This is a genomic window from Lysinibacillus sp. 10T31 (assembly GCF_056394365.1).
Genome location: NZ_JBFTHS010000002.1, coordinates 202,239 through 225,704 on the forward strand (window position 1 = coordinate 202,239; position 23,466 = coordinate 225,704).

17 protein-coding genes are annotated in these 23,466 nt (G+C 35.4%); 9 read left to right on the forward strand and 8 right to left on the reverse strand.

Going from position 1 to position 23,466, the window contains the following annotated elements; all coding sequences use genetic code 11:
• Positions 1-2: 2 nt before the first annotated feature.
• Entirely contained in the window at positions 3-620 is a 618-nt protein-coding gene (gmk, locus tag AC1DCY_RS02265) for a guanylate kinase (RefSeq protein WP_049668385.1), read from the reverse strand.
• Positions 621-664: 44 nt separating this feature from the next.
• Complete coding sequence (locus AC1DCY_RS02270) at positions 665-1,540, reverse strand: YicC/YloC family endoribonuclease (protein WP_477347062.1); 876 nt, start codon at positions 1,538-1,540, stop codon at positions 665-667.
• 516 nt (positions 1,541-2,056) lie between these two features.
• Here AC1DCY_RS02270 and AC1DCY_RS02275 point away from each other — a divergent pair.
• From AC1DCY_RS02275 to AC1DCY_RS02310, 8 genes are all read left to right on the forward strand, one after another.
• Entirely contained in the window at positions 2,057-2,245 is a 189-nt protein-coding gene (locus tag AC1DCY_RS02275) for a hypothetical protein (protein ID WP_477347064.1), read from the forward strand.
• Between the two features lie 63 nt (positions 2,246-2,308).
• Positions 2,309-4,006 carry an Rqc2 family fibronectin-binding protein gene (locus AC1DCY_RS02280; protein WP_477347115.1) on the forward strand — a complete coding sequence of 566 codons (1,698 nt, stop codon included), beginning with the start codon at positions 2,309-2,311 and terminating at the stop codon, positions 4,004-4,006.
• Positions 4,007-4,437: 431 nt separating this feature from the next.
• A complete protein-coding gene (locus AC1DCY_RS02285) occupies positions 4,438-6,123 on the forward strand; it encodes a methyl-accepting chemotaxis protein (protein ID WP_477347066.1) in 1,686 nt (561 codons plus the stop codon).
• Between the two features lie 1,029 nt (positions 6,124-7,152).
• Positions 7,153-8,802: a peptide ABC transporter substrate-binding protein gene (locus AC1DCY_RS02290; protein ID WP_477347068.1), complete on the forward strand. Its 1,650-nt coding sequence runs from the start codon at positions 7,153-7,155 to the stop codon at positions 8,800-8,802.
• A 139-nt stretch (positions 8,803-8,941) separates the two neighbouring features.
• Positions 8,942-9,874, forward strand: a complete 933-nt coding sequence (locus tag AC1DCY_RS02295; protein ID WP_477347070.1) for an ABC transporter permease — start codon at positions 8,942-8,944, stop codon at positions 9,872-9,874.
• The gene (locus AC1DCY_RS02300; RefSeq protein ID WP_477347072.1) at positions 9,871-10,791 is read left to right on the forward strand and encodes an ABC transporter permease; all 921 of its coding nucleotides are present in this window, start codon (positions 9,871-9,873) and stop codon (positions 10,789-10,791) included. The genes AC1DCY_RS02295 and AC1DCY_RS02300 overlap by 4 nt, the downstream gene beginning before the upstream one ends.
• A gap of 15 nt (positions 10,792-10,806) precedes the next feature.
• Positions 10,807-11,862 (forward strand): ABC transporter ATP-binding protein, encoded by a 1,056-nt coding sequence (locus tag AC1DCY_RS02305; RefSeq protein WP_477347074.1) that lies wholly within the window; start codon positions 10,807-10,809, stop codon positions 11,860-11,862.
• Positions 11,855-12,781, forward strand: coding sequence for an ABC transporter ATP-binding protein (locus tag AC1DCY_RS02310; RefSeq protein WP_477347076.1), 927 nt, complete (start codon positions 11,855-11,857; stop codon positions 12,779-12,781). Before AC1DCY_RS02305 ends, AC1DCY_RS02310 begins: the two co-directional genes overlap by 8 nt.
• A gap of 351 nt (positions 12,782-13,132) precedes the next feature.
• On the opposite strand, the gene AC1DCY_RS02315 is transcribed toward AC1DCY_RS02310, so the two are convergent.
• From AC1DCY_RS02315 to AC1DCY_RS02335, 5 genes are read right to left on the reverse strand one after another with little or no spacing between them, the layout of a single operon-like run.
• Entirely contained in the window at positions 13,133-14,950 is a 1,818-nt protein-coding gene (locus AC1DCY_RS02315) for an oligopeptide ABC transporter substrate-binding protein (RefSeq protein ID WP_477347078.1), read from the reverse strand.
• A 15-nt stretch (positions 14,951-14,965) separates the two neighbouring features.
• On the reverse strand, positions 14,966-15,868 hold the full coding sequence (locus AC1DCY_RS02320) for an ABC transporter permease (RefSeq protein ID WP_477347080.1): 903 nt from the start codon (positions 15,866-15,868) through the stop codon (positions 14,966-14,968).
• Positions 15,869-15,903: 35 nt separating this feature from the next.
• On the reverse strand, positions 15,904-16,866 hold the full coding sequence (gene opp4B, locus AC1DCY_RS02325; protein WP_477347082.1) for an oligopeptide ABC transporter permease: 963 nt from the start codon (positions 16,864-16,866) through the stop codon (positions 15,904-15,906).
• 1 nt (position 16,867) lies between these two features.
• Entirely contained in the window at positions 16,868-17,815 is a 948-nt protein-coding gene (locus AC1DCY_RS02330; RefSeq protein ID WP_477347084.1) for an ATP-binding cassette domain-containing protein, read from the reverse strand.
• A complete protein-coding gene (locus AC1DCY_RS02335; protein ID WP_477347086.1) occupies positions 17,812-18,825 on the reverse strand; it encodes an ABC transporter ATP-binding protein in 1,014 nt (337 codons plus the stop codon). The genes AC1DCY_RS02330 and AC1DCY_RS02335 overlap by 4 nt, the downstream gene beginning before the upstream one ends.
• Positions 18,826-19,726: 901 nt before the next feature.
• On the opposite strand from AC1DCY_RS02335, the gene AC1DCY_RS02340 reads away from it, so the two are divergent.
• Positions 19,727-21,256, forward strand: a complete 1,530-nt coding sequence (locus AC1DCY_RS02340; protein ID WP_477347088.1) for a cardiolipin synthase — start codon at positions 19,727-19,729, stop codon at positions 21,254-21,256.
• 1,019 nt (positions 21,257-22,275) lie between these two features.
• On the opposite strand, the gene AC1DCY_RS02345 is transcribed toward AC1DCY_RS02340, so the two are convergent.
• Positions 22,276-23,304 (reverse strand): AI-2E family transporter, encoded by a 1,029-nt coding sequence (locus AC1DCY_RS02345; RefSeq protein ID WP_477347089.1) that lies wholly within the window; start codon positions 23,302-23,304, stop codon positions 22,276-22,278.
• Positions 23,305-23,466: the final 162 nt, after the last annotated feature.

A 23,466-nucleotide genomic window follows, 5' to 3' on the forward strand; every position in this document is an offset into this window, starting at 1 on the left:
GTTTATTCTCCTCTCAACATTGACAAATATCTTTTTTCAACACGTTCTCTACGACAATGCTCAGCTTTAATAATCGCGTTTATACGATCACAAGCATTTGTCACTTCATCATTTTCAACTACATAATCATAAAGGCTCATCATTTCAAGCTCTTCACTTGCAGTTGCAATACGCTTCGCAATAACGTCTGCTGTTTCCGTCCCTCGACCAACTAAACGGTCTTTTAATTCCGTTAAGCTTGGTGGGGCTAAGAAAATAAATAATGCATCTGGTGCCTTTTTGCGGATTTGTGCAGCACCTTGCACTTCGATTTCTAAAAACACATCACGTCCTGCATCAAGTGTTTCATTTACGTAGGCTAACGGTGTTCCGTAATAATTCCCTACAAATTCAGCATGCTCTAATAAGCCACCCTGTTCAATCAACGTTTCAAATTCTTCACGTGTCTTGAAAAAATAGTCTACACCATCTACTTCACCTTCGCGAGGATTTCGTGTTGTCATCGAGATGGAATACTCATAATTCGTATTCGGCTGAGAAAATAATTCTTTTCGCACTGTCCCTTTACCTACACCAGATGGGCCAGACAGAACAATTAATAATCCACGTTCTTTTATCATTTATTCTCTATATCTCCCTTAATTTATAACAGATACAAAGCAAGCTATTCGATATTTTGAACTTGCTCGCGCATCTTTTCTAAAATTGTTTTCGCCTGAACTACTGCAACAGCCGCCTCTGTTGATTGATTTTTTGAACCAATCGTATTAATTTCGCGGTGTATTTCCTGCATTAAAAAGTCTAATTTACGGCCAACTGAAATTGTTTCTTGTAATGTTTCTTCCAATTGATTAAAGTGACTATCTAATCGGTCCAATTCTTCAGTGATATCCACACGTTCTGCAAATATCGCTACTTCGGCAAGTAGGCGATCTTCTAACAACGCTCCATCCGCCACTTGAGTAATTCTTTCCGATAATCGTGTACGATATTTTTCTACAGCAAGAGGGGCACATGAACGAATCTGGTTCACTTGTTCCATTAACTGTTCTTTATATTGTACAACAACATCATGCAATTCTTGCCCTTCACGCTCACGCATTTGAATGAGCTGTTCAAGTGCTTGTGAAATAGCCTTTTCAACAGCACAGAGTAAATCCTCAGGTGTAAGCTGTGGCTTTTCCTGTACAAGCGCTTGTTCAAGCGATAGTAGCTCTTGCATTGTCCATTTTTCTTCTAGTGGTACTTTACTTGCTAATTGCTCTTTTGCCTTACGATACGCTTCGATTAATGACCAATTAATTTCAATAGATTGCTCGACGTTCTCTAAATCCTTAACATTAACCATCACATCAATTTTGCCACGTGACAAAGCTTGCGAAATTAATTTCTTTGCAAAAATTTCTGCTTCAAGCCATTCTTTCGGGAATTTTGCATTAATTTCTAAAAATCGATGGTTGACCGAGCGCATTTCTACAGTTAATTGAAAGTCTCTTGTTGTTGTGACACCTCTGCCAAAACCAGTCATACTACGCACCAAGGTTCGTCACACCTTTCTTTGCATACTGGGATTATTATAACATAAGCTCTGTCATTTATGACGTGTCACTCCAGAAAAAATTACATAGAGCAAAAGCTAATTCTACCACATATGAAGCTATATTTTAATATTCACCTAAAAAATGCTATGATAAACATAAGAAAAAACTCATCACCAAAAGAAAGAGATGACATTTGTTAAAATGTACGCTATGTCTAGAAGTTGATTAGAATGGAGAATGGACGACTTCTTGGAATTAGCGGCTCATTATTTTCAAATGCGTACTTTGAAGATTTATCGGAACAATATCTCATTTTATCGGAACAATTTTAGCTTTTATCGGAATATTATCTCGTTTTATCGGAACAATTTCAGTTTTTATCAGCGCCCAGCCGGAACGGAAATCACCCCTCTGTTATGGTTATGTGCCATACAAGTGATTTCTAACAAAATTGATTCATCATCGGAATTTAGGGATGACATTTTGCTAAAACGTATGTCATGCATATAAGTTGATTGGAGTGGAGGCTGGGCGACTCCTCGGGGATCAGCGTCACAGATGAGACCCTGGAGCGAGCATCGCGAGTGAAGCGGCTCATCGGACGCCCCCAGGAAGCTTTGCTCTGTGCGAAAGCGAAGCGACAGCTACAAAGCGCCCAGCCGGAATGGAAATCAACCACACACTCTGGCGGAAAAGCTTGCTAGACTATTAAAATAATAAATACGAAAGTACCAAGGATGCTTATATCGTTGGGAAGAGGAATTCATATGGCATTTGATGGCTTATTTACTTATTCAATGACAGCCGACCTACAACAATTAGTAACAGGTCGGATCACTAAAATACATCAACCAAACGCTCAGGAAGTTGTTTTACATATCCGTGCGAACGGAAGCAATCATAAATTACTTTATTCGATTCATCCTTCTTACGCACGTGTTCACCTTACTGAGCAATCTATAGAAAATCCAGCAGAACCCCCTATGTTTTGTATGCTGTTGAGAAAACATATAGAGGGTGGTTTTATTTCTTCTATTAAACAGCACGATTTTGATCGAATTATAATAGTAGAAATTGAAAGTAAAAATGAAATTGGCGACCCTATTGTAAGGGAGTTACACGCTGAAATTATGGGCCGTCACAGTAACCTGTTATTAATAGATAAAGAGCAGGGAAAAATAGTCGACAGTTTAAAACATTTGCCACCTTCAGTGAATAGTTTCCGTACAGTTTTACCTGGTCAGCCTTATATCGCACCGCCCGCACAGAATAAATGGCACCCACTAGCAGTAACCGATGAACAGCTTACAATGTTTTTCTCTGAACCAAAAACGGCTAAGGAAGTTGTTTCACAATTTATTGGTTTTTCTCCTATACATGCCGAGGAATTGTTATTCCGATTAACAGACACAGTTGATCGTGTAAGCTGCTTTAAAAATTTTATAGCTTCCTTTAATAATGGTGGAACAAAACCGATGTATGTCATCGCAAACAATAAAACTTACTTCTCTCCAATCGATCTAACGCATTTACAAGGAGATGTAACGATTTACCCAAATGTCCATGAGCTACTTGACCGCGTATTCTTTGCTCGAGCTGAGCGTGATCGTGTCAAACAGCAGGCAGGTGATTTGGAACGATGGCTGCAAAATGAAATTGACAAGCTTATATTAAAAACTAAAAAGTTAAATAAAGACTTCGAACGCGCATCTAAACTAGATCAGTTTCAATTATTTGGGGAATTACTGATGGCGAATATTTACACGTTTGAAAAAGGTGTAAAGGAAGTAACTGTCACTAACTATTATAGTGAGACTGGAGATGAAGAGATTACCATTCCAGTAAGCGAACGTAAAACACCTATTGAAAATGCTCAAAGCTATTACACAAAATACACAAAAGCTAAAAATGCCCTTATTATGGTTCAAGAACAGTTAGAAAAAACGAAGGAAGAAATTACCTATTTCGAAATGCTTGCTCAGCAGGTCCAACAAGCGGCTCCTGGAGATATAGAAGAAATCCGCGAAGAATTAGCAGAACAGGGTTATTTGAAATTACGTCATGCACGAAAAAAGAAAAAACAAATGAAACCTGAGCCTGAACGTTATGTCTCTTCTACAGGTGTAGCGATCTCTGTTGGGAAAAATAACAAACAAAATGACATGCTTACATTTAAAATAGCTAAACGTACAGATATCTGGTTGCATACAAAGGATATTCCTGGCTCACATGTTGTCATCCATACAAGTGAACCTGACGAAACAACATTACGAGAAGCCGCAACACTTGCTGCCTATTTTTCAAAAGCAAGAGACTCGTCCTCTGTTCCAGTAGATTACACAGAAATACGTCAGGTAAAAAAACCAAATGGCGCGAAACCTGGTTTTGTTATTTACTTTGAACAAAAGACTGTATACATCGATCCAGATGAAGCCGTCATTTTACAATTAAAAAAACAGTCTTAAAAATTGAGGCTGTAACATAACTGATCAAAAACAAAAGCGCGAGAAATCAATTTTAGTAATGTTGATTTTTCGCGCTTTTCTGATGTGATTCTTTGAATTGTTAAAGTTATACAGAGATTTAATCGTAAAACTACGACATTCAGTATTTTGTGGGGAGCAGATACGTCTCGTCATCTGCATGGTGAGCTTACCTTGATGATGAAATGTATCGTAATCAATTTTTAATGACAATAATCACGAAATCTGTACTATACATCTATTATATTTCCCTTTAACTTGATTGATTTTTGTATCTATTGTTCCTAATTATAATAACGCCAATAAACCCGTGAATAATCCGAACTGTTTATTTCGAGGTTATTGACTTCCTCCCTTCTAAATGGCTAAATTTAAATAAAAAGTAAATGGCATTTCAGAAAGGGCGTATCTCTATGTCTGTAGGCAAAAAATTAAGCTTTGGTTTTTTAACCATCATTCTGACCTTAATTATTTCATTAGTGATTATGTTTATTCAATTCTCAAACATTGACAAGAAAGTAGAAAATGCGCTAGAAAATCGTGTAACGCTAGTAGAATTAGCTGATAATATTCAAATTGAACGAGCAATGCAAGGTCTTTACATTCGGGCAATACTCCTCGAAGACAAAGCAACTAATAAAGATAACTTTACAAAGTATGCAAGAATGCTAGATGAGCATGTAATAGAGATCATGGATAAATCTGATTCATCCGAAATGGAGACTTATGCAAAAGATTTAAATACATATAATGAAGCTTTTAACAAAGCGGCTGAAGAAGCACTAGCACTTCATGATGCTGGAAAATTAGAAGAAGCGATACAAAAAGTTAATGGCGATGTTCAAAAAGCAAATACAGATTTATTGGCAGTATCAGAGAAAATTGTAAGTTACCAAAAAAATCAACTTGATATTGTCACGAAAGAATCTAAACAAGCGGTATCATATTCTCAAACAATCTCAATCATTGCTATCATTATTGGTGTAATACTTGGGATATCTCTGATGTATTATGTACAACGTACAATTTCACGACCTTTAAAATCCGTAGTTATCGCTGCCAATAATATTGCTAATGGTGAATTATATCATCAAGATATCTCTTATCAATCTAAAGATGAAATCGGTCAGCTTTCTACAGCCTTTAACGTAATGAAAAGTAGCTTGAGAAGTTTATTAACACATATACAAGGCAATGCGGAACATTTATCTGCTTCTGCTGAAGAGCTATCTGCCTCTATCGAAGAGATTGCTGCTTCTGCTGATGAGATTACTGTACGTATTAACGAGACAGCGAATGCGGCATCTACCGCTACGATTGCTGCCAATGAAAGTGCACATGCGATGGATGAAACAGCAATAGGTGTACAGCGTATAGCCGAAGCAACTCAACAACTTCACCAAAGCGCAGTGACAACAACTGAATTGGCGAATAACGGTAATAGTACTGTCGATGAGGCTCAACAACAAATGAACGTGATTTATGATTCTACTCAAACGATTAACAAGCTCGTTCAAAAATTAAGTAAGCAATCGGAAGAAATAGGTAATATAACTACAGTAATTACAGCCATTACAGATCAAACAAATTTATTAGCGCTCAACGCTGCAATCGAAGCTGCACGTGCAGGTGAACACGGCAAAGGCTTTGCTGTCGTAGCTGACGAAGTTCGTAAACTAGCAGAAGAATCCAAGCAATCAGCCAATCAAATCGTTACGTTAACACAAGAAATCCAAGAAGATACGCAAAATGTAGAGAAGGCTGTCGAAGATGGGCTACAATCTGTCACAGATGGTGTGAAAATTATTGGCGATGCTGGCAACTCTTTCGAAGCAATCGTAAAAGCGATCAATACAATGACAGATCAAATAGAAGACATTTCGTCTACTTCTGAAGAGATCTCCGCAAGCGCTGAACAAGTAGCAGCCTCTGTTGCAGAAATTGCTCATGGTTCTTCTTCTAGTGCTGCCAATACACAGATTATTGCCGAAGCTAGTAATGAACAAGCCGCGACAATGCAACAAGTAAATCATGTTGCTACAGATTTAAGCGAAAAATCCTCGGACTTACAAACCCAAATTAATCAATTTAAACTTTAAACATTTAAGCAGAGCATTTCTTTAATCGAAATGCTCTGCTTTATTTTTGTTTTCAGCATTTTTGATAGCGAAAGCATGAGTTTAGTAAAGCTCAGCAGTCGAGACTACTCATGATGCCCTATGATAAGTCGTCACTCACCCGTGAGAAACGTTCACCTATAACTACCGCTAGCTGCTATTCGCTGTTTATTTTTAGGTAGACTATCACTTAACTAACCTTATATGGTAAAATAAACCACATAAAGAGTTTAAGTAATTTTCTACTCATTAAGTTCTACTTACACAAAGTTTTAGTAATTTTATGTAGGAGCTTTCCTCCTAAGCGAGACAAATGGATTTCTCCAAAAAACAATATTAAAAAGCACATGTTTTTTCTCATTTACTATATGCCAAATCCTACATTCATATAATTGATTCAAAGCACCGTTTTTTATACATCGTTGTATATTCAAGTAATGTGTAAATTATTTCAAAAAAACATATTTTACTAAATTTCTGTGCATTTATTCTTTAAGAAGGGCATATATTACTCTAATTCTTCTTTCTTCTGTTTAATACTGGTTAATCTTAGATAAATACAAAACAAGTTTCTTATATATCAATAATAGATAAAAATATTCATTCTTTGAGATTATAAATTTCAAAAAATTACCTGACCAAGAATCTAAATCACTCAGTTTTACTATGATTTTCTACAAATCTATACAAACTTCTTATATTATCGCCCCATGACTTTTGACTCATTTTTCAAACACCGATAATATTATCTAAAGAATATGAATTTTCGGTATAGTAAGTCATTTTTTTATTTTTGTTTTATTTTTGATATTCAGAACAAATAAACATCATTTTTTTACTACGAAAACGCTTTCATTCTTTAACGTGATGAATCGAAAAAAATTATTATCTTCCCAAATGTCAGATAATACTATATAAATTTGAATCTTTTTTATTTTGTACACAATGATTTTTTTGGTATATTAAATAAGAGCTTCATAGAAGGCTTAAAATTGTATAAGGGGGATTCACATGAATAAAAACAAAAAGTTTCTATTACTAACAGTGCTTGCAGTATTCTCATTAGTTCTTGCTGCATGTGGCTTCGGTGGAGATTCGTCTGAAAAGTCAAAAGACGATAAAAAAGATTCTGGCTCAACAGCTTCTTCTAAAGAGTTGAATGTAGTTGTAACTTCTGAGCCACCATCTTTACATCCAGCACTTGCAACAGATACAACTTCTGGTGCAGTACTTCAAAACGTATTTGAAGGTTTAATGGTTTTAGATCAAGATGGAAAACCATCAGCAGGTATGGCTGAAAAATGGGAAGTAAGTGATGATCAATTAACTTACACATTCAAATTACGTGATGCAAAATGGACAAACGGTGACCCAGTAGTAGCTGGTGATTTCGAATATGCTTGGAAATGGGCATTAAATGCTGAAAATTTATCTGAGTATGCTTCTTTACTTTACCCTATTAAAGGTGCTGAAGCTTACCACACAGGTAAAGGTTCTGCTGATGATGTAGCAGTTAAAGCTGAAGATGACAAAACTTTAGTAGTAACTTTAGAACAACCAACAGCTTACTTCTTAGAGTTAGTTGCATTTAAAACATATGCACCACTAAATCAAAAGGTTGTTGAAGCTAATAAAGAATGGTACACAGATGCAGGTGAAAACTTTGTAACAAATGGTCCATTCACTTTAGATACTTGGAAACATAGTGATTCGATCGTATTAAAGAAAAATCCAGAGTATTGGGATGCTTCAAATGTAGCTCTAGATACTGTAAACATTGGTATGGTTGAAAATGAAGCAACAGCTGCAACAATGTTCAAAAAAGGTGAAATCGATTATTTAGGTTCTCCTTACCAAACAGTAGCACTTGATGAAATCGATGGCTTTAAAGCCGATGGTTCATTAAAAATCGCTGACTATGCTGGTGTATACTGGTACAAATTCAACACTACTGACAAAATTACTGGAAACGCTAACATTCGTAAAGCGTTAACTTTAGCAATTAATCGTCAAGGTTTAATTGACAATGTTACTAAAGGTGAACAAAAACCTGCTTTAGGTATGGTTCCAGTTGCAATTAATGGTTTTGAAAAAGACCGTGGTTACTTTAAAGATAACGATATCGAGGGTGCTAAAGCAGCACTTGAAGCTGGTATGAAAGAACTTGGTATTAAAGATCCAAAAGATATTAAACTTAACCTTTCTTACAATACAAGTGAAGGTCATGCTTCAATTGCTCAGTATATCCAAGAAGGCTGGAGCAAAAACCTTGGTATTACTGTAGGTCTTGATAACTCTGAATGGCAAGTATATCTTGAAAAACTTAACCAATTAGATTACCAAATTGGGCGTATGGGCTGGATTGGTGACTACAACGATGCTTACACATTCTTAGAAATGTTTGACACAGCTGCTAATGGTAACAACGATACTGGCTGGGAAAACCCAGAGTACACAAAACTTTTAAAACAATCTATTGTTGAAGCAGATCCTGCGAAACGTTTAGATTTATTAAAACAAGCTGAAGGAATCGCAGTTTCTGAATTACCAGTTGCACCAATTTACTACTACACTAACCTTTCAGTAGTAAATCCGAAAGTTAAAAATATGTCTCCAGATATTCTAGGAAACATTAAACTTAAATATGTTGATGTGGAATAATTTTCACAGCTAAATTTTTTATCTATTAAGCTCTATAGCGGAGAGCTGTCTCGTAGCCACTTCAGCGCGAGTCAGCTCTTTTTAAAATACGAAGGCATTCATTTGTCTGAAAATTGACAAATAGAAGGAGGAGTTTTATGTGATTAAATATATTCTGAAAAGGCTGATGTATATACTTCTCGCGCTTTTCGTCATCGTAACGGCTACGTTTTTCTTAATGCGTCTTGCTCCAGGTAGTCCATTTGCAAGTGAACGTAATTTCCCTCCTCAAATTGAGGAAAAGTTAAACGAAACGTATGGATTAAATAACCCTTGGTATATTCAATATAAAGATTATTTAATCGATACGGCCTCTTTTAATTTCGGTGAGTCAATGAAGTATAAAGCGCGTTCTACAAATGATATGATTTCTGAAAGTTTCCCAGTTTCTTTAACATTAGGTATCGAAGCTATGCTATTAGCAATTGGTTTCGGTGTATTAATAGGCGTAATTGCCGCGCTTTATCATAATAAGTTCCCGGATTATTTGGCAACGTCCTTTGCGGTGATATTTATTTCAGTACCTTCATTTATCTTAGCTGGTTTAATGCAGTATTTCTTAGCCTATAAGCTAGAGTTGTTCCCAGTTGGTGGTTGGAAAGGCTTTTCCTACAGTATACTACCAGCCTTTGCAATCGCATTCTCACACATGGGCTTTATTGCAAAGTTAACACGTTCAAGTATGATTGAACAAAACCATAGTGATTATGTAAAAATGGCTCGTGCCAAAGGGATTGGGAAATGGACAATCGTTTTCCGTCATACATTACGTAATGCCCTACTGCCAGTTGTGACTTACCTTGGGCCACTAACTGCAGCTGTTGTAACAGGTAGTTTCATCGTTGAAAATATTTTCGCAATCCCTGGATTGGGTAAATACTTCGTACAAAGTATTACGAACCGCGATTACACTGTAATCATGGGAACAACAGTGTTCTATTCAATTATCCTATTATTTGCGGTATTAATTGTTGATATTCTATATAGCTTTATTGATCCGCGAATTAAATTGAAGGGAGCGAAAAAACAATGACTCAGCAACAAATTGACAAAGAAATGTTTAAAGTTGTCGGTGGAAATGGTGAAGCAACTGATAAATTAGCTAATAAATCCGTTTCCTTCTGGAAGGAAGTATTTCTCCGTTTTTCTCATAATAAAATGGCAATCTTTGGATTGATCATGTTGATAATAATTGTTTCAATGGCACTATTCGTACCAATGCTTTCACAATATAAAGACAGCGATCAACTTGGTGTCTTTAATAGCCCACCATCTGCTGATTTCTGGTTTGGGACAGATGATTTAGGTCGTGATATGTTCGTTCGTATTTGGGCAGGCGCTCGTATCTCTCTATTTATCGGGATTGCAGCAGCTGTTATTGACTTAGTTATAGGTGTTCTTTGGGGAAGTATTTCAGGTTTAGCTGGCGGTCGTGTGGATAATATTATGATGCGTATTGCCGATGTTTTAACAGCTGTTCCTTACCTATTAGTTGTAATTGTTTTATTAGTTGTTTTACAACCAGGTTTATTTCCTATGATTATTGCCCTTTCGATTACAGGCTGGATTAATATGGCTCGTATCGTCCGTGGTGAAGTATTATCCATTAAAAATCAAGAGTATGTACTAGCTGCTCGAACTTTAGGTGCAAGCACTGGACATTTAATTTTAAAACATTTAATTCCAAATGCATTAGGTGCTATTTTAGTAACAATGACTTTAACAATTCCATCAGCAATTTTCACAGAGGCATTCTTAAGCTTTTTAGGTCTTGGAGTTCCTGCTCCACATGCATCTTGGGGAACGATGGCAACTGAAGGAATGAGAGCCATCAATAGTGCTCCATGGCGTATGATTTTCCCAGCAATATTTATCTCACTAACAATCTTTGCGTTTAACGCAGTTGGTGATGGTTTACGTGATGCACTAGATCCAAAACTACGTAAATAAGGAGGTGGCCGTAAAATGAATAAAACAATTCTAGAAGTAAAAGATTTAAAAATAAACTTTAAAACTTATGCTGGACTTGTTCACGCGGTTCGTGGAGTAAACTTTGATTTAAAGGAAGGTGAAACACTAGCAATCGTTGGTGAATCCGGTTCTGGTAAAAGTGTTACGAGTAATGCATTAATGAAACTAATCCCACAGCCACCTGGTATTTATGAGTCAGGACAAATTTTATTTAATGGCCGTGATTTAGTTCCATTATCTGATAAAGAAATGTCGAAAGTACGCGGAAATGAAATTGCAATGATTTTCCAAGATCCGATGACAAGCTTAAATCCAACTATGAAGGTCGGACGTCAAATAACTGAAGTTATTTTACAACATAAAAAAGTACCAAAGGCTGATGCTAAAAAACGTGCAATCGAGCTTTTAACGCAGGTAGGTATCCCCTTCCCTGAAAAACGTTACAATCAATACCCACATGAATTTTCAGGTGGTATGCGCCAACGTGTTGTTATTGCCATCGCACTTGCAGCTGATCCTAAGCTTCTAATTGCCGATGAACCAACAACAGCATTAGACGTTACAATTCAAGCGCAAATTTTAGAGCTAATGAAAGAAATCCAAAAAAATTCGAAAACATCTATCATTTTCATTACCCACGATTTAGGTGTCGTTGCAAACATTGCCGACCGTGTTGCAGTTATGTACGCAGGTCAAATCGTTGAATATGGTACTGTTAATGATATTTTCTATAATCCTAAGCATCCTTATACATGGGGTCTGCTTGGTTCAATGCCAGACCTAGATAACGATACGGATGAGCTATTACGCACGATTCCTGGTTCACCACCAGATCTAACGAACCCTCCAAAGGGCGATGCGTTTGCCGCTCGTAATGAATTTGCAATGGCTATTGACTATGAACAAGAGCCTCCGATGTTCCAAGTAAGTGAAACACACTTTGCAAAAACTTGGTTGATGCATCCTGATGCACCTAAAATTCCGCTTCCAGATGCGGTTGCTAAACGTATTGAAGGATATTTAGCAAAGGAGGCACATCTAAATGACTAAATTGGGCGCAAAAAAGGTTCTTGAAATTAAAAATTTAAAGCAGCATTTCGGTTCAGCAAGTAACCCTATTAAAGCTGTCGACGGTATTAGCTTCGATGTATACGAAGGTGAAACACTCGGTCTTGTAGGAGAATCAGGCTGTGGTAAATCAACAACTGGTCGTTCCATTATTCGCCTGTACGACATTACAGATGGAGAAATTATTTTCGATGGAGAAAACGTCCATGGGAAAAAATCTAATAATGATTTAAAGAAATTTAATCGTCAAATGCAAATGATTTTCCAAGATCCATATGCTTCATTAAACCCGCGTATGACAGCTGGAGAAATCATTAGTGAAGGCTTTACGATTCACGGTCTTTATAAAGATAAAAAAGAGCGTCGCGAAAAAGTTAACCAACTGTTAGAGGCTGTTGGCTTAAATAAAGAGCACGCAAACCGTTATGCACACGAATTCTCTGGCGGTCAACGTCAACGTATTGGAATTGCTCGTGCGCTAAGCTTAGATCCGAAGTTTATTATAGCCGATGAACCGATTTCTGCACTTGACGTTTCGATTCAAGCACAAGTTGTAAACTTATTAAAAGAACTGCAAAAAGAACGTGGCTTAACATATCTTTTCATTGCCCATGACTTATCAATGGTTAAGTATATCAGTGACCGTATCGCTGTTATGTACCGTGGTAAAATCGTGGAAATCGGTAAAGCAGATGATATTTACAATCACCCAGTTCATCCGTATACAAAATCATTATTATCGGCAATTCCACTCCCTGACCCAATGTCAGAAAAGCGCCGTCAACGTATTCCGTACAAGCATACAGAGGTTGATGAAAGCGCAACATACCATGAAGTTGGCGATCAGCATTACGTTTATAGTACTGCAGAGCTTATGAAAACTTGGATTGCTAACCGCTAATAACTTGTAAATCCATCCATTGGTATTTTCCAGTGGGTGGATTTTTTGTATGAATAAAGCTTATTACCATTGACGTATAGTTGACTTCGTTCCGACTGAGTATCTTTCCTAAGATTTCGATGAGAAACTTAGAGCATTGCTCAAGAAGGCATTATTACACGATATGATACCTTTCCTCTGCTCGCTATAAGGTAATCGTGATTAATCCTCAAGGAGTCTCTATTCAACCTATATACACCGCACACGCTTTAACTAATATCTCCCCTACCTCTGGCGAAGAGCGTATAACTAATCAGTTATAAAAAACAGTCTTTCCCATATATGAAGAAAGACTGTTTTTTTCTAAATAGCTTATTTTAATGGAGCATCTGCTGTTAATTCAATAGTTTGAAGATTTGATAGTGTTTCATTTGCATAATCAACATTGAAATTTTTCACACGTTTGTTTACTGGAATGATTTCCGTACGGAACATCGTTGGTATAGTCGTTGCTGTATTGCTCATATATTCTTGCCATGTACGGAATGCTTTTGAACGATATTCTGGATTCATTGCATCTTCCGAATCAATGTCTTCTAACATTTTTGTTAAATCAGCAGAAACGTAACGACTCATGTTAAATTCTGCACCCTCACTATATAAACCTACTGGAGATGGATTTGTACCTGTTCCCCATGCAGCCATAAACATATCGATCTCTGGGTCATCGGCTTTTACTTTATCGTAGAAGCTATTGAATTCAATTAAACGACCAGTAGTCAGTTCAACATTTAATCCAACGTCTTTCCAGTTTTGACGATAGTACTCAACAATCGCTTCATCTGTATCTGAACCAGCCATTGCTGCTAATCGAATAGAGAATTTCTTGCCGTCTTTATCTTCACGGATTCCATCACCATCTACATCTTTATAGCCAGCTTTATCTAGTAATTCTTTAGCCTTTTCAGGATCATAGTGATAACCCTCTAACGAACCATCATAGTAAGATGCAAAAACTGGTGGAATTAATGAGTTTGCTCTTACACGTAGACCTTGATAGAATCTTTCTCCAACAGATTCAATATCCATCGCGTAGCCAATCGCTTGACGTAAATCTACATCATTCATTTTTGATTTCTCATTAAAAATATTTTTACGATTTGCTTTATCGTATTTCCCTACTTTAAACCCTATATAAGAATATGCTAACTCAGGACGACCTAGAATCTCTATATTTGAAAGACCTTTCAAACTATCATATTGATTCGTTGGGAACGAAGTTGCGATATCATATTTTCCCGTTTTCATAGCTTCACCGATTGAACTTGAAGGAACAACTTCGATAACTACTTTATCTACCTTTGGTTTACCTTTATAGTAGTATTCATTTGCTACAAGCTGAACAGACTCTCCATTTTTAATCTTGTCAAATTTAAATGCACCAAGTGTTACAGGATTTTTACGAACTGCATCTGAAGCAATTAGGGCATCTTTAACAGGAATTGATTCTAGTTGATGCTTAGGTGCTGCATAACCCCATAGCCCATCACCCACTGAATAAATAGCTGGTGACACTTTCTTGAACGTAATTTCAATAGATTTTTCGTCAATTTTTTTAATACCAGAAATTGTCTTTGCTTTTCCATCATGATATTCTTGTGCACCAACAATATTTTGGAAGTCGTCATCATAGCGTACTCCCTCATAATCTGGATGACCAATAATTTCATATGGATAAATTAAGTCGTCAGCCGTTAATGGTTTACCATCAGACCATTTAACGTCCCCTTGAATGGTAATCTTTGCTTTCTTATTGTCCTTATCAACCTCTAATTTCGCAATACCTTCATCAGTTACTAGGAAATCTCCATCCGTTTCAAAAATAGTATTTGTTGTGTATTTCATTATTTCTGAATCGTAGGCATCTTCATATAATTCCCAAGAGAAAATCCCTTTGAAAGGCGAATCTGTTACAAGACCTACCCTTAAAGTACCGCCTTTAATAACATCCCCTTCGTTTGTAACCTCCATAGGAAGCGTAGTTGTATCCACTTTTTTATCGTCTGTTTGTGCCGGTTTGTCTTTGTTACCATCATCCGTTTTTGCTGCATCTTTACCATCGTTATTGCAGGCTGCCAATACAAACATCACTGCAAAAATAACTGATAGTAATAACCAATTTTTTTTCATAGTAAATCCTCCCCTTTATCCCATTCTTTGTTTTGCGTCAGCTGCACGACGAAGTGCTTGACCGACGTAATTTATACCAAGCATCAAGATTAAAATTAATATTGATGCGGGCAACCATACCCACCATTTTGTTGATAGTACTAACGGATTCGTTGCATAGTTTACAAGAGTTCCTAAGCTCGGAGTTGATGGCGGTAAACCAAAGCCTAAGAAAGACAACCCTGTCTCGATACCAACATTACCAGCAAAGTTCAAAGTTACTTCCACTATTAAAATAGAACTTAAATTTGGTAAAATTCCTTTAAACATAATAGCGAGATCACTAGTCCCCATTGTTTTAGATGCATTTACATAATCTCTTCGTCCCTCCGATAGGGCTTTACTTCGAACTAAACGCGCGGTGCTCATCCATTGAAACAAACTTATGATCAATATCAATTCAAGAACACCATATTTTGGTATTATAGTTACGAAAACAATAATAATCATTAGACTAGGTAATGTTATAAAGAAATCAATAATTCGCATAAACAAATTATCAATAAATCCTCCGTAATAACCCATGATAATGCCAAGAGCTATCCCAGCAACACTAGTAATGATCGTAATGGCAAATGCAATTAAAATCGAATTCTTTGCCCCTATCACTAGCTGCCCAAGCATATCACGACCTGCTTCATCTGCCCCAAGTCTATAACCATTTACACCGGGCTCAGTGAAACGCTCTAACAGTTTAATCTTTAAAATTTCCTCTTGATTTAAAAACATAGCAGCGACTAATATTACAACAATAAGTAACGTTATCCCGAAAAAGGACAGCATTGCTACTTTATCTTTTTTAAACTCTCGTAAAACGACTTGTATTCCCGTCGGTGGAGAGTTATCAAATTTGACTAGTTCATTATTGTGTTGTTCCATTTGAATTCACCTCTCCTTAAACATTATTTTAGTAGTTAGTCTATGCGGATACGTGGATCAACAATGCTCATAATAATATCAGACAGTAGACTACCTAATAATGTTAAGAAGCCATAAAGCATAACTAGTGCCGTAATAACACTATAATCTCGACTCATAATCGAATGGATAAACAACTGACCCATTCCTGGGAAACCGAAAATTGTTTCAATGAAAATAGAGCCACCTAATAAACCCGTTATTGTAAACCCTAAAAAAGCTGCGATTGGTAGTAAGGAATTACGGAATATATGTCTCGTGTAGATTTTTCGCATTGGGATACCTTTACTTCGAGCTGTTTTCACATAATCCTGTGTTTTTGCATCTATTATTTCTGAACGTAAATATTGAATAATAGCTGTTGTACCTAAAATACCATACGTAAAAGCAGGTAGTAGCAAATGATAGATTTTACTCCAATAATATGCCATTGTACCTGGATCAGCCCCTACATCAACTGTCCCGCTAGTTGGGAACCACATGAGTTTATAGCCAAAAATAAATACGAAAATTAGTGATAATACGAAAGTTGGTATGGCATAACTGATAAAACTATATAGGGTGATAGATTTATCTAATAATGAATCTTGATAGCGACCTGCCAACACCCCTAGTGGAATCGCGATCAAATATACAAAAATTGCACTGAGTAATGAAAGCCAGAGTGTATTTAATCCGCGCTCACCAATAAGTGTGGACACTGCAATTTTATATGTATAGCTTCGTCCAAAATCACCTTGAAAAGCGTTTGTAATCCAGTGGTAATACTGAACATACCAAGGGTCATAGAAACCTGCTTGTATACGAAGCTCCTCAAGCCTTGCAGGATCTGTCTCTGGTGTAATAAGCCCTGTAAATGGATCTCCTGGCATTAGTTTTGCCAATATAAAGATTAAAAGACTTAATACAAAAAGCTGAGGAATCATCACTAATACACGTCTAACAATTGTTTTCCACATTTTATATACCCTCCCGTTCAATGTCAGACATCGCTACTTTATGCGTATCCGAGATGGATTTTAATGGGTATACTTTACCATGCTCGTCATAATATTTATGCTGTTCTTTTTGATAATTGGCTTCGACATCTTGACGTGTTATTTTACGCTCCAAACGTGTTTCTGGCTCAATATTTGGAATAGCTGATAATAGGCGCTTTGTATAAATATGTTGTGGATTCCTGTATATATCATTTCGAGTACCCGTTTCAACAAAGCGTCCTTTGTACATAATAGCTATGTGATCACACATATGCTTCACGACACCAAGGTCATGCGAAATAAATAAATAACTAAGTCCAAACTCATTCTGAATGTCTTTCATAAAATTTAGCACTTGAGCTTGTACAGATAAATCTAGTGCAGATACAGGTTCATCAGCAATAATCATTTTTGGATTACAAGCAACAGCACGAGCGATTCCAAGACGTTGCTTTTGACCACCTGAAAATTCATGTGGATACTTTAACAATACATCTTCAGACATACCTACAATTGCTAGTAACTCTTTAATGCGCTTACGTTCCTCTTGATCACTAAGCTTCATAAAATTTCGAAGAGGCTCTGCTAAAATGTCTAATACACGTTTTCTAGGGTTCATACTTGAATGGGAATCTTGAAAAATCATTTGAATATCTTTGTTATATGCTGAATCACGTTTTCTGCGCTGGTTTGTAACATTCTCACCTTCATAGAAAATTTGACCCGAAGTAATCTTTTCTAGACCTATAATGGCCTTCCCTGTTGTCGATTTTCCAGAACCTGATTCTCCTACTAAACCGTATGTTTTCCCTTTTTCAAACTCCATTGTGACACCATCAACCGCATATACCTTATCGATTACTGTATTAAAAAAGCCTCCTCGAATTGGATAATGAACGTTTAAATCGCTAATTTGCATAAAGCTCATACAGTCCCGCCTCCTTCTTCACCTTCAAAATGAAAGTGTTTCCAGCAGGTACATCTAACAAAATGTCCTGGTGCAATTTCATGTAATTGTGGTTTTCTCTCATGTGCAGATGCATCAATCCACGGTATACGCGCTGAAAATCGGCAGCCTTCCCGAGGTAAATTCATCAGCGATGGCACCATACCTTGAATAACTTCAAGTCTTTCATTTTCACTATGTGTTTGCGGAATAGAATGCAATAAAGAACGAGTGTAAGGATGTCGAGCATTAGTAAATAATTCCTGGACAGGTGCTTCTTCTACTACTTCACCTGCATACATCACTGCAACTCGGTCAGCTATTTCTGCTACAACGCCTAAATCATGGGTAATTAAGATAATACCTGTTTCTGTTTCCGACTGTAGTTCTTTTAGTAGGTCAAGTATTTGAGCTTGGATCGTTACATCTAAAGCTGTTGTCGGTTCATCTGCAATTAAAATAGATGGTTTACACGACAATGCTATAGCAATCACAACACGCTGTCTCATCCCTCCGGACAATTGATGTGGGAATTGTCTTGCCACACGCTCTGGTTTAGCGATGCCTACCTGATTCAATAATTCTAGTACCCTCTTCTCGCGCTGTTGCTTTGAGAGCTTTGTATGATACATTAACCCCTCTGCAATTTGTTCTCCAATCCGCATTAAAGGATTAAGAGCTGAAAGTGGATCTTGAAAAATAAAACCAATATGATTCCCACGTAAACTATTAAATTGTTCCTCATTTAATTGCGTTAAATTTTGATTATTGTAAAAGATTTCACCTGTAACTTTTGTATTTACAGTGTTGTACAAGCCTACAATACTAGTTGCTAACGTACTTTTACCACAACCCGATTCGCCAACGATTGCTAATACTTCATTCTTTTTAAGCGAAAGTGAGACATCCTCTACAGCAGCGTGGTAAGTTTCTTTAATGCGGAAACTTGTAGTTAGATTTCTAATTGTTAATAGGTCATTTGCTGTATTCAAACAATCTCCCCCTTCCTATATTCAATATTCTGAAAAATCAATATATTTATCTTTTGAATTTATTTCAGAATTATATTTTTTTGAAAAGTTTATTTACACCTCCATATATACAGTTATAAATAAATTAATATTTTTTTACTTTTCCAGAAAACCAAAATACTGATTGAATTGTCTGAAAATTAATATGTGATATTATTTTATCTGGAAATAATACATTAAATCAAGTGCATTTTTCTAAATATTACAAAGTTGCAAACAAATTTCTCCATACATCTTTACAAAATAATTCTCAAATCTTAATTTTTTCTTTACTTAATTGTTTGTCCTTTTTTCAACCTTCTATCTAAACTCTGCTATTTTTATTATTTAAATATAAAAATCATTCATACTTACTTTTATTACTAAAATAACATTTAAACCCCTTGATTATCTCTATTTAACAGGTCATAACTTTAAATCTTTATTCTTATAAATATATTGAATTTCTATATATTTGTTTTAAGTAAATAGTTTTCTAGTTTAAAGTGTTAAATACTTAATAACAATTTTGTTATATTAAAAAAGTAACTTTTTTATTTTTATTTACCAAATCATCTACGTACTTCTTGATTATATTCTTCCGAAAAAAATATTTAGCTTTTTAAATAATATATGCAAAAATACAGGTAATATATTCCTAAAATTTCAAATAAAAGACTATTAACATAGAATAATAGTTAATTTATTGGGAAGTATTTAATGGTTAATATTAAAGAACCTTGAATTGCTCATTTCTAACAGTATACGTTAGCGTGGAAATGTCTATATTGTAAAAAAAAAGAAAACAATTTATCATAAAACTATTAAAGGTACAACTTCCTCTTATAAAAATAAAAAAAAGAATAGGTGAAAATGTATACATATGAAGAATCGCATAGTCCAATTACTATTTGTATTTACAGTTGCAGCAATTATGCTCATAGTCTTGAATAAGTCCATCATTTCCTTATATACCTTAATCGGCATACTATGGCCTATCACAATTATAGGGATTTGCTTCGTTATTTTTATTGAAAATCGTTCTCCACAAAGTACATTAGCTTGGTTTTTAGTATTAGCCATTCTCCCTGTTATCGGTTTATTTCTGTACTTACTGTTCGGAAGAAGTCGCTGGAGAAGAAAGAAACATTTACATCGTTCAGAAGAAAAAAGAAAGTTATTCCGTGAAATTTTAGCAGGAAGAAGTTTTAATTTAGAATCCCCTTCCTCTTTAAATGAACGATCCACCTATTTGACACAAGTTATCCAAAAATTTGGCGGTGGTCCTGTTGCAAATGAAACAGCAACAAAACTCTTAACAAATGGTGATGAAACATTTACTGAGATTCTACAAGCGATTGAAAATGCTACACATCATATTCATATTCAATACTATATTTATCGATCAGATGAAATCGGTACAACAATTCGAGATGCCTTAATAAGAAAAGCAAAATCTGGAGTGATTGTACGCTTCCTTTATGATGGGCTTGGAAGTAGTAAATTACGTAACAGTTTCTTACAACCAATGAAAGATGCAGGAATTGAAGTAGTCGAATTTGATTCTATTCTTTCACCTTGGCTATTAGAAACCGTTAATTATCGTAACCATCGTAAAATTGTGATTGTAGATGGGACAACTGGATTTACAGGTGGACTCAATGTCGGGGATGAATATCTTGGTCGCTCGAAGAAGTTTCCTATTTGGCGTGATAGCCATTTAAAAATAGAAGGAAAAGCATTATATAAACTGCAGGCCATTTTCCTAGAAGATTTTCTCTATGCCACTAGCAATTTAAATACTGAGTCTTGGAATCAATTCATGGATAGCACATACTTTCCAAGTCAAAGAACTCATCAGGCAGAAGGTGCCGTACAAATCGTTGCAAGTGGACCTAGCTCAGATGATACAAATATTCGAAATGCTTTATTGAAAGTTATGGGCTCTGCCAAAAAGTCAATTTGGATTGCTACACCATATTTCATTCCTGATCAGGAAACATTAACATTATTACGTTTGAGTGCACTTTCTGGAATAGATGTCCGCATTTTATATCCAGGAAAAGGCGATAGTATCATTAGTGATCAAGCATCTCAATCATACTTTACACCGCTTCTAAAAGCGGGTGTCTCCATTTACCGCGTTAAAGATGCTTTTATACACGCTAAGATTGTACTTGTTGATGATGAAGTTGCATCAATTGGTACAGCAAATATGGATATTCGTAGCTTTGAGCTTAATTATGAAATCATTGCGATCCTATATGAATCTAAAACGGTTCTAGATATAAAAAATGATTTTAAACAAGATTTTAAAGAATCCATAGAAATTACATGGGCGTCATTTCAAAAGCGAAGTATTCAAAAACGCATGCTTGAATCACTTATGCGACTCATTTCTCCTTTACTGTAGGCTGTTTTCGTAAAGAATGTTGCTCTTCAACTAACGGAGCAGGTTTATTCAATAAACAGAATTGGATTTTAGTTATTCATTAGCAACTCCAGCTCCTCCTTCAAAAGACATTCCGTTATCACCTGAAAGCCTGGTCGAGCTAATTGATCAGCTGAAGCTAAGCATTCGATCTGTCGCTGGAGAAATGAACATGTCACATAGTACACTGCTCCGCTATATCAATAAAGAAGGCAAGCGTTATAACAAGGGTAGTATGGATAGGATTCAGGAATGGTACGAAAAAAATAAAAATAGATAAAGGGATTATTAGAAAATTATATTTTTATTATTCTAATGCCATCATTCATGCCATTTGTAATTTAAAAAATGATGAAAACAGGGAAAACGCAATTGAATTAGTTAAAAAATCGGAAGAAATGAGACTTAATACAATAGAGCCTATTTGTATCACAAAAGAACGTGCTGAAATGTTAATTTTAGATGCAAATTGGTGTTTAAAAGAGAGAGCATATGTTAGAAATAGATAGTAAAGGTCAAATGCCATTCTACAATTGGCTTGAAGAAAAATAGAATATAGGCGTCAATTAAAGCACCCTCAAACAAATCGGTATGAAGAAGTACCTGTGCACCAAATTTTCACTTTGTCTGAGTGTGCTTTTTTTATTTTGGGGTACCGCCCACATTTTAACGGAAATATACGCTAATGAACCCTCCAATTAATAACCTATAAACTTGCAGAAAGTTTATTTTGGAAACATAACATTGCAGGAGATTTTATAACGATGTCTAGTAAAACAAAACTAGATGATGGAATAACACAAACTTAAAACAAAACAATATCTAGGAGATTCCTTTTCGTATAAATCTATCCCCAAAGTCTATATACTCCTGTAGCTTACTGATTTGTGTCATATATCCATCACATTGTAAATTTATTTATTAAACTCACTCCTCCTAAACAAGGGAAATAAAATAACAGGTGTTTTCCTTTAAAGAAAACACCTGTTAAACAAAATGACCTATTCTGTTCTAATATCCTTTCGCGTTTCTTCGTCATTAATTACTTCAAGTACATCTAATAAAAAGATGAAGATTGGAATCCCAATAATAAGACCCCATATACCGAGAAAGTGCTCTGAGAAAATAAGAATCATAAATGTATAAAAGATTGGCAAATTTGTTTTTGCGGACATAAATTTTGGATTTAAAAAATAGCTTTCGAATGCGTGGATTACTGTAATGAAAATTAAAATGTATATGACATAGGCAATTCCACCAACGTTATAAGCAATAATACAAAGTGGGAATAATGAAATGATCACACCAGCAACAGGTATTAAACTGAGTAGAAATATCATCAATGCCAATACAAGGAGCTGCGGAAATCCTAAAAATACGAGCCCAATAACTGTGAGAACACAATTTACAACTGCAATTAAAAACTGTGCTTCAATTACTTTTCCGAACGACCTTGCAAACCTTTCACCAAAATATGCAATTTCCTCATAAAAAATCTTCAATTTGCTCTCTTTAAATTTAGCGGTAAACGAAATAATCCGTTCTTTTTCTAATAATAAAAAGAAACTTAAAATAAGAGAAAATAAAATTTGCATACTTCCCTTTCCGATATTAGTCACAGATTGATAAATCACATCTATACCTTGTTCAATATATTTTGATACTTCCATTTGACTAATTGTAGAAAGCGCATATCTTACCATTTCATTATCTGGTGGATTTTGAAAAAATAATTTAAACTGATGAATCAACTGTGAAATTTGTATCGTTAATACAGGCAAATATTTATATAATGTGGTTACAATAAAAGCTACTAATACAATATATAAACATGCGATAACCAATTTCCTATTTATCTTTAGCTTTTTCGAAATAAACTGTTGAAATCGATCCATTAAAAACGTCAGAATAAAAGTGATTAATATTAAATTAATCATGCTTTTTAATCCATATAATACAAGTGCTAATATTATTAAAACGAGAAATCGTTGAAATCCTCTACTTCGAAAGAAATTTTTCACTTCAATCATTAAGAATTACTCTCCCCCTTCATTAAATGGAAATTCAATATATTTTAGAACAAATTGATGAGCTCTTATAGGGATATCGTCAGCATTTTGGAAAAACCCCATGTTAAGTAAATTTAGATATGAATGTCCCGTTAAGGATACTTTTAATACAACACAATTTAA

Bases quoted from the DNA above. Each gene is read 5' to 3' on its own strand.
- gmk (WP_049668385.1), bottom strand. From the start codon at position 620: ATGATAAAAGAACGTGGATTATTAATTGTTCTGTCTGGCCCATCTGGT.
- AC1DCY_RS02280 (WP_477347115.1), top strand. From the start codon at position 2,309: ATGGCATTTGATGGCTTATTTACTTATTCAATGACAGCCGACCTACAA.
- AC1DCY_RS02285 (WP_477347066.1), top strand. From the start codon at position 4,438: ATGTCTGTAGGCAAAAAATTAAGCTTTGGTTTTTTAACCATCATTCTG.
- AC1DCY_RS02290 (WP_477347068.1), top strand. From the start codon at position 7,153: ATGAATAAAAACAAAAAGTTTCTATTACTAACAGTGCTTGCAGTATTC.
- AC1DCY_RS02300 (WP_477347072.1), top strand. From the start codon at position 9,871: ATGACTCAGCAACAAATTGACAAAGAAATGTTTAAAGTTGTCGGTGGA.
- AC1DCY_RS02305 (WP_477347074.1), top strand. From the start codon at position 10,807: ATGAATAAAACAATTCTAGAAGTAAAAGATTTAAAAATAAACTTTAAA.
- AC1DCY_RS02310 (WP_477347076.1), top strand. From the start codon at position 11,855: ATGACTAAATTGGGCGCAAAAAAGGTTCTTGAAATTAAAAATTTAAAG.
- AC1DCY_RS02315 (WP_477347078.1), bottom strand. From the start codon at position 14,950: ATGAAAAAAAATTGGTTATTACTATCAGTTATTTTTGCAGTGATGTTT.
- AC1DCY_RS02320 (WP_477347080.1), bottom strand. From the start codon at position 15,868: ATGGAACAACACAATAATGAACTAGTCAAATTTGATAACTCTCCACCG.
- opp4B (WP_477347082.1), bottom strand. From the start codon at position 16,866: ATGTGGAAAACAATTGTTAGACGTGTATTAGTGATGATTCCTCAGCTT.
- AC1DCY_RS02330 (WP_477347084.1), bottom strand. From the start codon at position 17,815: ATGAGCTTTATGCAAATTAGCGATTTAAACGTTCATTATCCAATTCGA.
- AC1DCY_RS02340 (WP_477347088.1), top strand. From the start codon at position 19,727: ATGAAGAATCGCATAGTCCAATTACTATTTGTATTTACAGTTGCAGCA.
- AC1DCY_RS02345 (WP_477347089.1), bottom strand. From the start codon at position 23,304: ATGATTGAAGTGAAAAATTTCTTTCGAAGTAGAGGATTTCAACGATTT.